The organism is Rhodanobacter hydrolyticus, from assembly GCF_044904645.1.
On the sequence record NZ_JADIKK010000008.1, the window covers coordinates 177578 to 190573 of the forward strand.

Genomic DNA, 12996 nt, shown 5'->3' on the forward strand with positions numbered 1-12996 from the left:
GTAGACGTGAACCGCCTTGCAGCATGCCGCAGCCATTGCATGGAGCATGTGTAGAGGACGCCTAGCCATCGCTTTCACGCCACATTTCTGAGCGGGCCGTAGGCTCGGGTTCTTTCTGCATGCGCGGCCTGAGCTTGGCCGTGCGAAGGATCACCGACCGATCATGGCCTCGTCTTCCCGCGTCGCGCATCCCGTCTTGTGGCTTTCCAACGGCCGTCTCGCCAGCTTCGTGAGCGCTGCCGGCACGGGCGGTTGCCAGTGGAACGGGCAGGCGGTCACACGCTGGCGCGGGGATCCCGTTGGCGATCCCTGGGGCAGCTATGTGCTGCTGCGCGACGAGGACAGCGGCGAGGCCTGGTCCACCGCAACGCAACCGCTGGGTGGAGAGGCGCAGGAATTCGCCGTGGAATTCCATGCTTCCCATGCACGTTTTATGCGCTGTCACGGCATGCTCGAAAGCGTGCTGGACGTCGCCGTGCATGGCGATTTGGACGCGGAGCTGCGTCACCTCACCGTGACCAACCACGGTGACCGGTCGCGCGATCTTTCGCTCACGTCGTATGCGGAATGGGTGCTGGGACCGGCCAACGAAGACGCCACGCATCCGGTGTTTTCCAAGATGTTCGTGCAGACGGAATGGGCGGCCGATGCCGGCGCGTTGCTGGTCACCCGTCGTCCGCGCACGCCGGACGAGACGCGCATGTGGGCTGCGCATGCCATGACCCTCGAAGACGGGGCACCGGGCGCCGAGGCACACGAAAGCGACCGCATGCGCTTCCTTGGGCGCGGTCACACGCTGCACGATGCGCTTGCGATGCGCGCGGGCGCGACGCTGTCCAATCGCACCGGCTGCATGCTCGACCCGGTGCTCAGCGTGCGTCGCCGCGTGAAGCTGGCGCCTGGTGAGCACATCAGCCTGTGTTTCTGGACCGCACTGGCCGACAGTCGCGATGGCGTGTTGTCGCTGTTGCGCTCCTTGCAAACCCCGGGTGCCGCCGATCAGGCACTCCGCAGCGCCGAGGCCCGTAGTGCGTCGCGACGTCGCGCGTTGGAGATCGACGAAGAACAGGCCGCGCGCTTCGATGCCCTGGTCGGTCCGATGCTCTATGCAGACATCGCCTGGCGCGCGCCGACGGACGTGCTGGCGCGCGGGCAGGGCGGCGCGCCGGCACTGTGGAGCGCTGGCATTTCCGGCGACCGTCCCATCGTGCTGCTGCGACTGACGACCAAGGCCGCACTTGAACGCGCGCGCGAACTGCTTAAGGCCCAGCGCTACTGGCAGGCCATGCAATTGGGTGTGGATATGGTGTTGCTGGACTGCGCGGACGGTGCTTTGCACGACGTGCTGCAGCCCATGACGAAAGCCCAGACCGAGCAGCTCAAGTCGAAGGATCTCGCGCATGCGCAATGCTTCGCGCTGGACGACAAGACCTTGCAACCGGCATTGCGCGATGGCCTTCGCACCGTCGCGTGCATCGAGCTGGATAGCACCTCACCGTTGCCGGCACCGCTGCGTGGAACGATGAAGGTGGCTGGTGCGCTCTCGCAGCGCGCACATGTTCCGCCGGCACCTGCGCCCTCGTCGACGCAGGCGGCCACGCAGTCGCGCGAATTCGACAATGGTCTGGGCGGCTTCGTGGACGGCGGCCGCAGCTATCAGGTCGAGCTGATCGGCGAACGCTGCACGCCGGTGCCGTGGATCAATGTGCTGGCGAACCCGCAATTCGGCTGCCTGGTCTCGGCCGAAGGCGGCGGCTATGCGTGGTCGCAGAACAGCCAGCAGAACGCCTTGACGCCCTGGCCGAACGATCCCGTCTCCGACACTCCGCACGAAGTGCTCTACCTGCGCGACGAAGATCGCGGCCTGCTGTGGAGCGTCACCGCCGCGCCGATACGCGTGCCTTCGGCGCATTACCGCGTCACGCATGGCAAGGGCTGGAGCCGCTTCGAGCATATTGCGCACGACGTCGAGGTTGAGCTGCTGCAATGCGTACCCACGCACGACACGGTGAAGCTCTCGCGGCTGCGCCTTCGCAACCGCTCGGCGCAGTCACGTCGGCTGTCGGTCACCGGCTATGTGGAATGGGGTTTGAGTGCCAACGGCGTCGCCGGCGCGCCCTTTGTCGTGACCGAACGCGACACCTCCGGCGCCTTGTTTGCGTGCAATGGCTGGCGCGAGGAGTTCGGTACGCGCGTGGCCTTCGTCGACCTGGGCGAAAAGGCGGCCGTCTGCACTGGCGATCGGCTGGAGTTCCTCGGCCTCTATGGCTCGGTGGGGCGGCCGGCCGCATTGCTCGAGCAGGGTGAGCTGTCCGGCCACACGGGGGCGGGATTCGATCCCTGTGGCGCGCTGCAGGCTGTGCTGGAACTGCAGCCGGAGGGAGAGGCCGAACTACTGTTCATCCTTGGCGATGCCGCGTCGCACGAGGACGCGCGCGCACTGGTGCGCCACTATCGGGAGGCGGGCATCGACTACGCACTGGCGGAAGTGCGCGCGCAGTGGGATGCCATGCTCGATGTCGTGCAGGTGCGCACACCCGATCGCGCCATGGATCTCCTGCTCAACGACTGGCTGCCGTACCAGGTGCTGGCCTGTCGCCTGTGGGCGCGCACCGCGTACTACCAGGCCAGCGGCGCGTACGGCTTTCGCGACCAGTTGCAGGACATCATGGCACTGTGCACAAGCCGGCCCGACGTCGCGCGCGAACATCTGCTGCGCGCCGCCGGCCGTCAGTTTCCCGAAGGCGATGTGCAGCACTGGTGGCTGCCGCCCACCGGCAAGGGCATCCGTACCCGCATCAGCGACGACCGCCTATGGTTGCCGTTCGTCGCTGCGCATTACGTGGAAGTCACCGGCGACACGGCCGTGCTCGACGAGTCGCTGCCCTTCCTGAAGGGCGATCCGATCCCGCAAGGTGCATCCGACGCGTTCTATCTGCCCCAAGCTTCCAGCGATTCCGCCAGCGTGTATGAACACGCTGCGCGCGCCATCGATTCAAGCCTGACCACCGGTGCGCACGGCTTGCCGCTGATCGGCACCGGAGACTGGAACGACGGCATGAACAGTGTCGGCGCACAGGGCCGTGGCGAAAGCACCTGGATGGCCTGGTTCCTGATCGCCACCATCGATGCGTTCGTGCCGCTGGCGGAGTCGCGAGGCCAGGACAAGCGCGCCACACACTGGCGCCAGCATGCCGACGCGTTGCGCGGGGCCATGGACGGCGATGCCGGTTGGGACGGCGCCTGGTACCGGCGTGGGTACTATGACGAAGGCACCCCATTGGGTTCGCACCAGAGCGCGGAATGCCGTATCGATACCATCGCGCAATCGTGGAGCGTCCTCGCCGGCGCCAGCGACCGCGCTCATACCGAGACCGCCATGCAGGCCGTGCGTCAACAATTGCTGATGCCTGACGCGGGCATCGCACGGCTGCTTACGCCCCCGTTCGACCATACCGACAAGAACCCCGGCTACATCAAGGGTTATCCGCCAGGTATCCGCGAAAACGGCGGACAGTACACGCACGGCGCCGTCTGGTCGGTATTCGCCCTCGCCAGGCTGGGGCAGGGCAACCATGCCGGCGAACTGTTCGACCTGCTCAATCCCATCCGTCACGCAGACACCGCCGCAGCATTGGAACGCTATCGCGCGGAACCATACGTGGCCTGTGCGGATGTCTATTCGGTCGAGCCCTGGATCGGTTGCGGCGGCTGGACCTGGTACACCGGTTCGGCTGGCTGGCTGTATCGCGCCGGCGTGGAAGCCATCCTCGGCTTCCACCTGCAGGGCAGCCGGCTGCAATTGTCGCCATGCCTGCCGGCTGCGTGGCCGTACCTGGAGATGCGCTACCAACGCCGTGCTTCCGACGGCCTCGTCACCCGCTATGAGATCGGGGTGGACAATCCGCACCGCTGCCAACACGGCATCGCCAGCGCCTCGCTGGACGACAAGGCATTGGCGATTATCGGCGGTGTGCTATGCGTTCCCCTGGTTGATGACGGCGCCATTCATCGCATCCATGCGGTGCTTGGTGCCTGACGCGGTCTCGACGGACGGCCAGAAGTGACTCAAATCAAAAAGGGCTGCATCCTCTGATTTGGTGAAGAGGACGCGACCCAACAACGGCTGTCATATCACGGTGAAACCAGCCTCGATCAGGGCAGGGTGCCGAGGGCGATCAGGGTCGCCGCAAACACCGCCTGCCCTACGTTGGCCATACGCATCGCTTGATCCTCTCGGTGCTGTTGCGGCTAAAGGTTACGCAAAGGCGCGGAAAGCGGACTCCGCGTCGCTCATGCATTAAGAGCAGCGAAGTTGCTTCAGCGGGCTCCGCCAATAATTTCAACAATTTCGACCGCCTGGTTGATGGGACTTCCGGCCCTTGCGCGCACCTGCCGTTGGTCGCGATGATCGGGCGCTTCAACCGGTTGCATTCGATGCTCCGGCAACGCCCACGGGAAGACAAGGCCTGGTTATGGAACTGGAACCTGAGGTACACGCGCACTCGCACAAATCAGGACACAGCCTGGTCGATCTGATGCTGGCCTTGAGCGCGCTGGTGCTCTCCGTCGTTTCGATGATCATCGCCATCGAGAACCATCACGCCATGAAGCAGTTGGTCATGGCCAACTCGTGGCCTTACCTGCGGCACGAATCCAGCAACGTCGGCAGCAGCGGCGACGCGGTGGCGCTACTGGGGCTTACCAATGCCGGTGTCGGCCCGGCCTTGATCGAGAAGTTCACCGTGAGCTATCAAGGAACGCCCATCAAGACCACTACCGACCTGTTGCGCCACTGCTGTGTCAAAGATGCTGGCGATGTCACTGCGATGAAAGCCAACATGATCACCGGCAGCATGAACGGGCGTGCCGTGGCTGCCAGGGAGTCTGCCTATTTTCTGCAGATGAAGAGGCCAGGCGAGGGGCCGATGCTTGACCACTGGAAAGCGCTGGACGATGCCAGGGAGCATGTTTCGGCAGCGGTTTGCTACCGATCGGTGCTCGGCGATCACTGGGTCACCACCAGCGACGACTTCCGGCCCAGACAGGTGGATTCCTGTGATGTGTTGCCCGGGCCGGCCTATCAGGAATAGCGACGGACGCATGGACGGGTTCATCCGGTGACCACTACGAAGTGGCTGAGTTGGGATGCCGGGGCGACCAGGGGCGCCGCATACGCTGAGCTAGCAGTACGCCATTGCTTCATTCTTTTCCCGGTGATGCCTCGCTGTGCCCCGCAGTGCACTGCTCGTCCGTAGCAGCCATTTATGCCAGCGTTAATGATCTTCCCGATCAAATCGCGGACTGACGGTACACCCACGATCCAGCGAGTCTTGGCAGAACCGATGGCGTGTCCGCGGTGCCGGTGTACGGAGGTCAGGTCAGCGAGTTGACGATGGGTGGCACCCATTTGTGGGTCACCACTACGGATGCCGCGGTGACCCCAAGGTGACCCCGACCCCCCAGAAACACAAATCCCAGCGCATGGCTGGGATCGTGTAGGGCTTTGATATTACTGGCGGAGAGGGTGGGATTCGAACCCACGGTACGCTTACACGTACGCCTGATTTCGAGTCAGGTACATTCGACCACTCTGCCACCTCTCCGGAAGCTGTCGCGTGGTCTGCGCGAGCCGGCGATTTTACGTGCTGGCCGGGGCTGTGGCAAGCGCGACGGGTCGGCTTGCCGCGCCTGCCGTGAGGTTTAGCCGGCCTTCTTCTTCGCCAGCCGCAGCCAGGTGTCGACCACGGTGTCCGGGTTGAGCGACACGGACTCGATGCCCTGGTCCATCAGCCATTCGGCCAGGTCGGGATGGTCGCTGGGGCCCTGGCCGCAGATACCGACGTACTTGCCCTTGGCGCGCGCGGTCTGGATCGCCATCGACAGCAGCTTCTTTACCGCCGGGTTCCGCTCATCGAACAGGCTGGCGACGATGGAGGAATCGCGGTCCAGGCCCAGGGTGAGCTGGGTGAGATCGTTGGACCCGATCGAGAAGCCGTCGAAGATCTCCAGGAACTCTTCGGCTAGCAGGGCATTGGAGGGCACCTCGCACATCATGATGACCTTGAGGCCGTGCTCGCCCTGCTTGAGGTGGTTCTTCGCCAGCACCTCGACCACCTTGCGGCCTTCGTCGAGCGTGCGCACGAACGGGATCATCACCCACACATTGTCCAGCCCCATCGTCTCGCGCACGCGCTTGACCGCCTTGCACTCCAGCCCGAAGGCCTCGGCGAAGCTGGGGTCGACGTAGCGGCTGGCGCCGCGGAAGCCGATCATCGGGTTCTCTTCGTGCGGCTCGTAGCGCGAACCGCCGAGCAGGTTGGCGTACTCGTTGGACTTGAAGTCGCTCATGCGCACGATCACCGGCTTCGGGTACACCGAGGCGGCGATGGTGGCGATGCCTTCCGCGAGGCGATCCACGTAGAACTCGACCGGGCCGGTGTAGCCGGCGATGCGTTCGTCGATCTTCGCGCGGGTCTCGGCATCCTGCTTGCCGTATTCCAGCAGCGCCTTCGGATGCACGCCGATGTGGCTGGCGATGATCATCTCCAGGCGGGCCAGGCCGATGCCGGCGTTCGGCAACATGCCGAAATCGAAGGCGCGCTCGGGGTTGGCCACGTTCATCATGATCTTCAGCGGCGCTTCGGGCATCGCGCCGAGATCGGCGGTGACACGTTCGAATTTCAGCTGGCCTGCGTAGATCGTGCCTGTGTCACCTTCGGCGCAGGACACGGTGACGTCGGCGCCATCGGGGATGGTGTCCAGCGCGTTGTGCGTACCCACTACGGCCGGCACGCCCAGCTCGCGCGCGATGATCGCCGCGTGGCAGGTGCGGCCGCCGCGGTTGGTGACGATGGCGCTGGCGCGCTTCATCACCGGCTCCCAGTCGGGGTCGGTCATGTCGGCTACGAGTACGTCGCCGGGCTGCACCTTGTTCATGTCGGCCAGCGAGCGGATCACGCGTGCCTTGCCGGCGCCGATCTTCTGGCCAATGGCGCGGCCCTCGGCCAGCACCTTGCCCTTCTCGCTGAGATGGAAGCGTTCGAGCTGGGTGGCGTGCGCGCGCGACTTCACCGTCTCCGGGCGCGCCTGCACGATGTAGAGCTTGCCGGTGTTGCCGTCCTTCGCCCACTCGATGTCCATCGGACGGCCGTAGTGCTGCTCGATGATCAGCGCCTGCTTCGCCAGCGATTCCACGTCGGTGTCGTTGATGCAGAACTTGCGGCGCAGTTCGGCGGGCGTCTCCTCGGTCTTCACGCGCTCGCCGGGCTGGTTCGAATAGATCATGCGCAACTGCTTGGCGCCGAGATTGCGGCGCAGCACCGCAGGCTTGCCGGCTTTCAGCGTGGGCTTGAACACGTAGAACTCATCAGGGTTCACCGCGCCCTGCACGACCATCTCGCCCAGGCCGTAGCTGCCGGTGACGAACACCACGTCGCGGAAGCCCGACTCGGTGTCCAGCGTGAACAGTACGCCGGAGGCGCCCACGTCCGAGCGCACCATCAGCTGCACGCCGGCGGAGAGGAACACGTTCTCGTGGGCGAAGCCCTGGTGCACGCGGTAGGCGATGGCGCGGTCGTTGTACAGCGAGGCGAAAACTTCCTTCACCTTGTGCAGCACGTCCTCGATGCCGACCACGTTGAGGAAGGTCTCCTGCTGGCCGGCGAAGCTGGCGTCGGGCAGGTCCTCGGCGGTGGCAGAGGAGCGCACGGCTACGGCGATGTTGTCGGCGCCGGCGTCCTTGCACAGCTTGGCATAGGCATCACGGATCGCCTGGTCGAGGTCGGAAGGCAGCGGCGTCTCGGTAACCCACTCGCGGATTTCCTTGCCTGCCGTGGTCAGCGCGTCCACGTCGTCCACGTTGAGGTCGGCGAGGCGCGCGGCGATGCGCTTGGCTACGCCGCTCTTTTCCAGGTACTGCTGGAACGCGTCGGCGGTGGTGGCGAAGCCGCCCGGCACGGACACGCCGAGCTTGGCGAGATTGCCGATCATTTCGCCGAGCGACGCGTTCTTGCCGCCGACCTTGGCAAGGTCGGTCATGCGCAGTTGGTCGAGCCAAAGCACCAGGTGGTTCAAGGCAATCTCCTAGAGGGAAGGGCGATAAAGAGTGGAATGCACGCGCAGCGAAGGCCCGAAGCGGGCTGCAAAGGATTGGTATTGTCCGCTGTCGATGGTGCGTGGCACAAGAAGACCAATGCCAGCCGGCGTCGCGCCAACTGCATACCAGTCAGGCGGCGGTCAAGCGGCGACAGCATCCGGACCTTGCGATATGGTGCGAGACAGACAGATGACACGGCCTTCGGACTTCCCATGCAGCGCACGGTTTTCTTCATATCCGACTCCACCGGCATCACCGCGGAGACGATAGGCAACAGCATCCTCGCGCAGTTCGAGGGCGTGAGCTTCGACAAGCATCGCTTGCCCTTCGTCGACGACGCGGGCAAGGCCGAGGCGGCCGCGCTGCGCATCAAGACGCACTACGCGAAGAGCGGCGAACGACCCATCGTGGTCAACACCCTGGCGGACCGCGCATTGTGCGAAATCGTGGCCTCCAGCGGCGCGTTGATGCTGGACGTGTTCGCGCCCTTCATCGGTCCGCTGGAGGAGGAGCTCGGCGCCAAGCGTTCCGGCGCGGTCAACCGTTCGCACGGTCTGGTGGATTTCGACAAGTACGAGGCGCGCATCAACGCCACCAACTACGCGCTGTCGCACGACGACGGCATGGACGTGGACTACGCGCAGGCCGACCTGATCCTGGTGGGGGTGTCGCGCTCGGGCAAGACGCCGACCTGCCTGTACATGGCCTTGCATTACGGCGTCAGCGCCGCCAACTACCCCTTGACCGACGAGGATCTGGAAAAACTGGAACTGCCTGCACGCCTGCGGCCGTATCGCGATCGCCTGTTCGGCCTCACCATCGAGCCCGAGCGGCTGGCGCAGATCCGCGAACAGCGTCGGGCCGGCAGCCGTTACGCCACGCTCAAACAATGCCGCTGGGAACTGGAGCAGGCCGACCGGCTGATGCGCCAGGCCGGCCTCCCGTTTCTCAACACCACACACGTCTCGATCGAGGAGATCGCGAGCAAGATCTTCGCGAGCTTCGGTATCGAGCGCACCATGTACTGAAGCCGCACGGAGTAGTCAGCGCCCCATGAGTGCCGTACTCGACGATCGCCACAGTCTTCTGCCGGGACGCTTCGAGTTCCTGATGGGGCTGTACGCGGAGAATTACCACCGGCTGACGCGGCTGTTCGCGCCCCAGCAGCTGGCGCCGGGACAGTACGTATCGGACGTGGACGACAGGCTCAACGTGCACCTGTCGGTGCAGGAGCGCCATCCCTACACGCTGGAGCTGGAGCTCACCTACGATTTCGTCGATGCGCACACCGGCCGCCGCGCGCCGTCGGCGCAACTGCGCATGTATACCGACGCCCATGTGGCGGAGGCGCTGCATTGCCATCCGGGACGGCACCTGTGGCAGGTGCTTGGACCGTTCGCGCCGGCGCACACGGTTTTCCAGCATCGCCTGCAGATGAATGGCTTTCTCGCGCGCTGGCTGGAGTATCTGGCGGAGCAGGGGCATTCGGTGGGTACGCTGGAACCGTTCGAGCCACGCGAAAGCGACAGGGTGTAGCGACGCTTCGTAAAAAAAGCAGCCGTGTGCGGCTGTCTTTTGATACTGGCCTTCACGGACGAGTGCACAAATGCACAACAACAAAAAAACCGCCCGAAGGCGGCTTCTTTGTTGTTAGTGGCGGAGCGGACGGGACTCGAACCCGCGACCTCCGGCGTGACAGGCCAGCATTCTAACCGACTGAACTACCGCTCCACTTTGTTTACCAGCGTTGTGAGCCAACCTTGGCGTCCCCACGGGGATTCGAACCCCGGTCGCCACCGTGAAAGGGTGATGTCCTAGGCCTCTAGACGATGGGGACGTGTTTAGGTTGGTGGAGCCAGGCGGGATCGAACCGCCGACCTCCTGCATGCCATGCAGGCGCTCTCCCAGCTGAGCTATGGCCCCGCCGCTGGAAGCCGCAAAGAATAGGCACGGTTCGCATTTCCGTCAAGCTTTTTTTCAACAAATTTTCACGCAAGTGTCGAAGCGCGACGAGGTGCTTCGCGGAGCGCCAAGTGCGACGCATCGAAGACATCGCGATTAAGCTTCGGACCTGGAAGCTGCACAGAGGAAGACATGCACGAGATCGGCTTCATTCGCGACCTCGCCCTGGTGATGCTGGTCGCCGGCGCCACCACGATCCTGTTCCAGCGCCTGCGCCAGCCGGTACTGCTGGGTTACATCCTCGCCGGCGTGCTGATCGGCCCGCATACGCCGGGCATGCTGGTGGCCGACGCGCAAGCCATCGACGACATCTCCAACCTTGGCGTGGTGCTGTTGATGTTCACGCTGGGCCTGGAGTTCAGCGTGCGCAAGTTGCGCGAAGTCGGCATAGGCGTGCTCCTGGTGGCGGTGCTGGAAGTCGGGCTGATGCTGTGGGTGGGTACAGGCATGGGCCGCGCGTTTGGCTGGAAGGGTATCGACGCCCTGTTTCTCGGCGCGATCATTGCGTTGTCCTCCACCATGGTTGCCACGCGCACGCTGAAGGACACCGGCAAGCAGGCGGAGCCGTTCGCGAAGCTGGTGATCGGATTGCTGGTGGCCGAGGATGTGTTGGCCATCGTGATGCTGACCTTGCTCACCGCGTTGGCGGTGGGCGGCAGTGTGCACGCGGGAACCGCGTTCGCAGTGATCGGCCACCTGGGCTTGTTCGTGGTGGTGGGCATGATCCTGGGCCTGCTGCTGTTGCCGCGGCTGGTGGATTACGTGGCCGGCTTCGGTCGCGACGAAACCTTGCTGGTGAGCGTGCTGGGCATCTGTTTCGGTGCGAGCCTGCTGGCGGCGCAGATGGGTTTCAGCGTGGCGCTGGGCGCCTTTATTGCCGGTGCGGTGGTGGCGGAGGCGCGCAGCGTGGGGCGCGTGCTGCATCTGGTCGAGCCGTTGCGCGACATGTTCGCGGCGCTGTTCTTCGTTGCGATCGGACTGAAGATCGACCCGGCCATGCTGTGGCAATACGCGCTGCCGGCGTTGCTGATCGCCTGTGTGGTGGTCGTTGGCAAGACCCTGGCATGCAGCTTCGGCATCCTCGCCCTGGGGCACGACGCGCGCGCAGCGTTGCGATCGGGTCTGGGCATGGCGCAGATCGGCGAGTTTTCGTTCGTGATCGCCACACTGGGCCTGTCGCTGCATGTGACCAGCGACTTCCTGTATCCCATCGCGGTCGCGGTCTCGGTGCTGTGCATGGCGGCCTCGCCCTACCTCAACCGGTCGTCCGATCGTGTCGCCGATGGTCTGGCGCGCATCGTGCCGCGACCGCTGCACGTACTGCTGGACAGCTACAGCGGCTGGCTGGAAAACCTCGGGCCGGTGAACGAGAACGCCGCGTTGGCGGCGATGTTCCGGCGCCTGTTGTGGCACATCGCGATCAACGTGTTGCTGGTGGTCACGTTGTTCGTGATCGGTGCCTACGTGAATGCGCACGGTTGGGACTGGTTCTCGCGGTTCGGCATCCAGCGCGACCTGCGCCACGCGCTGATCTGGGCTTGCGCATTGTTCCTGTCGCTGCCGATGCTGATCGCGGTGTATCGAAAGGCCGAGGCACTCGGCATGCTGCTGGCCGAGTTGGGCATACGCGAGCGCTACACGGGTGCGTACACGCATGCGATCCGCAAGGTATTGGCGCGGATGATCCCCTTGGCCACGCTGTTCGCGCTGGCATTGCTGGTCGGTGCACTGGGGTCGGCGATCCTGCCGCCGCGCGGGGTGGCGCTGTCGCTGCTGGTGGCGCTGGTGGTGCTGGCGGTAGTGCTTTGGCGCACGCTCGTTAAGCTGCACGCACGCTTGCAGGCGGCCTTGAAAGAGACGCTGGACAAGCCGGAGCCGCCAGCGCCCGAACATTCCCCCTGAATTCCGGGGCTGCTGAACCTTTTCCCTGCTTGATTGTCGCAACTGCACCCGATTGCAAGCCCGGCGCGGGAACCCCACAATGGGCGACCATGCCCCTGCAGTAGGGGCCCGGCCGGCGGCACCGGCATATCCAAACACGAGGGAGTTCCGAATGAAGCATTTTCTGCGTCCTACGCTGACGGCGGTGGCGATGACCGCGGCGCTGGGCCTGTCGGCGGGTGCGTTCGCCGCCCAGACAACCGCCAAAGCGGCTAGCAGTGCCCCTGGCACGGTCGACAAGGCCAAAGCCAGCTACGTGGTGGGCTACCAGCTGGCTGGGCAGATTCCGGAGCCGATGCGCGCCGAGCTCGACCCCAATGCCGTGGCGAACGCGGTGAAGGCTGCGCTCTCCGGCCAGAAGCCGACGATGACCAATGCCGAGGCCGAAGAGGTGATGAAGCCCTTCATGGCCAGGGTCAAGGCCAATTACGAGGCCGAGCGGGCACAGGAGGCAGCCAAGAACAAGGCTGCAGGTGATGCCTTCCTCGCCAAGAACCGTACCCAGCCCGGCGTGAAGGTCACCGCCTCGGGCCTGCAGTACCAGGTCATCAGCCAGGGCACCGGCGCCCGCCCGGGCCCGAGCGACACCGTGAAGATCAACTACACCGGCACCCTTATCGACGGTACCGAGTTTGACGCTTCGTCCAAGCACGGCGATGCCCCGGCCGAAATCCCGCTGAGCGGCGTGATCCCGGGCTTCCGCGAAGGCCTGCAGCTGATGCAGGTGGGCGGCCATTACAAGCTGTACATCCCGGCGGGCCTGGCCTATGGCGCCGAGCCGCAGCCGCCGATGCAGCCCAACGAGACGCTGATCTTCGACGTGACGCTGGTCAGCACCAAGCCCACTCCGGCTGCCCCTGCCGGCAATGGCGGTCCCGGCGGTGGCGACAGCGGCCAGTAAGCGCTGTTGCTCAGTCCATGGCGAGAGGGCGCGAAGCGATTCGCGCCCTCTCGCTTTCCCGTTGCTGTAACCATCGCGCGTTAGAATGCGCGCT

The 12996-nt window shown here is 64.7% G+C and carries 7 protein-coding genes and 4 tRNA genes; 6 read left to right on the forward strand and 5 right to left on the reverse strand.

Annotated features, from left to right (window positions below; all coding sequences use genetic code 11):
* Nucleotides 1–163 precede the first annotated feature (163 nt).
* On the forward strand, nucleotides 164–4039 hold the full coding sequence (locus ISP25_RS03265) for a GH36-type glycosyl hydrolase domain-containing protein (protein WP_404611628.1): 3876 nt from the start codon (nucleotides 164–166) through the stop codon (nucleotides 4037–4039).
* Between the two features lie 343 nt (nucleotides 4040–4382).
* Nucleotides 4383–5093, forward strand: a complete 711-nt coding sequence (locus tag ISP25_RS03270) for a hypothetical protein (RefSeq protein WP_404611630.1) — start codon at nucleotides 4383–4385, stop codon at nucleotides 5091–5093.
* Between the two features lie 423 nt (nucleotides 5094–5516).
* Here ISP25_RS03270 and ISP25_RS03275 read toward each other — a convergent pair.
* Together ISP25_RS03275 and ppsA are read right to left on the reverse strand one after the other, a co-directional pair.
* Nucleotides 5517–5606, reverse strand: a tRNA-Ser gene (locus ISP25_RS03275).
* A 97-nt stretch (nucleotides 5607–5703) separates the two neighbouring features.
* The gene (gene ppsA, locus ISP25_RS03280) at nucleotides 5704–8076 is read right to left on the reverse strand and encodes a phosphoenolpyruvate synthase (protein WP_404611631.1); all 2373 of its coding nucleotides are present in this window, start codon (nucleotides 8074–8076) and stop codon (nucleotides 5704–5706) included.
* 234 nt (nucleotides 8077–8310) lie between these two features.
* Between ppsA and ppsR the strand changes: the two genes are divergently transcribed.
* Together ppsR and ISP25_RS03290 are read left to right on the forward strand one after the other, a co-directional pair.
* Nucleotides 8311–9126 carry a posphoenolpyruvate synthetase regulatory kinase/phosphorylase PpsR gene (gene ppsR / locus ISP25_RS03285; protein WP_192157664.1) on the forward strand — a complete coding sequence of 272 codons (816 nt, stop codon included), beginning with the start codon at nucleotides 8311–8313 and terminating at the stop codon, nucleotides 9124–9126.
* A 25-nt stretch (nucleotides 9127–9151) separates the two neighbouring features.
* Nucleotides 9152–9634: a DUF1249 domain-containing protein gene (locus ISP25_RS03290; RefSeq protein WP_192157662.1), complete on the forward strand. Its 483-nt coding sequence runs from the start codon at nucleotides 9152–9154 to the stop codon at nucleotides 9632–9634.
* A 118-nt stretch (nucleotides 9635–9752) separates the two neighbouring features.
* On the opposite strand, the gene ISP25_RS03295 is transcribed toward ISP25_RS03290, so the two are convergent.
* The 3 genes from ISP25_RS03295 to ISP25_RS03305 form a co-directional block, all read right to left on the reverse strand.
* Nucleotides 9753–9829, reverse strand: a tRNA-Asp gene (locus ISP25_RS03295).
* 30 nt (nucleotides 9830–9859) lie between these two features.
* Nucleotides 9860–9935, reverse strand: a tRNA-Glu gene (locus ISP25_RS03300).
* A 10-nt stretch (nucleotides 9936–9945) separates the two neighbouring features.
* Nucleotides 9946–10021 (reverse strand) — tRNA-Ala (locus ISP25_RS03305).
* A gap of 171 nt (nucleotides 10022–10192) precedes the next feature.
* Between ISP25_RS03305 and ISP25_RS03310 the strand changes: the two genes are divergently transcribed.
* Nucleotides 10193–11962, forward strand: a complete 1770-nt coding sequence (locus ISP25_RS03310) for a cation:proton antiporter (RefSeq protein WP_192157660.1) — start codon at nucleotides 10193–10195, stop codon at nucleotides 11960–11962.
* Nucleotides 11963–12113: 151 nt separating this feature from the next.
* Entirely contained in the window at nucleotides 12114–12902 is a 789-nt protein-coding gene (locus ISP25_RS03315) for an FKBP-type peptidyl-prolyl cis-trans isomerase (RefSeq protein WP_192157658.1), read from the forward strand.
* Nucleotides 12903–12996 lie beyond the last annotated feature (94 nt).

Bases quoted from the DNA above. Each gene is read 5' to 3' on its own strand.
- ISP25_RS03265 (WP_404611628.1), top strand. From the start codon at position 164: ATGGCCTCGTCTTCCCGCGTCGCGCATCCCGTCTTGTGGCTTTCCAAC.
- ppsR (WP_192157664.1), top strand. From the start codon at position 8,311: ATGCAGCGCACGGTTTTCTTCATATCCGACTCCACCGGCATCACCGCG.
- ISP25_RS03290 (WP_192157662.1), top strand. From the start codon at position 9,152: ATGAGTGCCGTACTCGACGATCGCCACAGTCTTCTGCCGGGACGCTTC.
- ISP25_RS03310 (WP_192157660.1), top strand. From the start codon at position 10,193: ATGCACGAGATCGGCTTCATTCGCGACCTCGCCCTGGTGATGCTGGTC.
- ISP25_RS03315 (WP_192157658.1), top strand. From the start codon at position 12,114: ATGAAGCATTTTCTGCGTCCTACGCTGACGGCGGTGGCGATGACCGCG.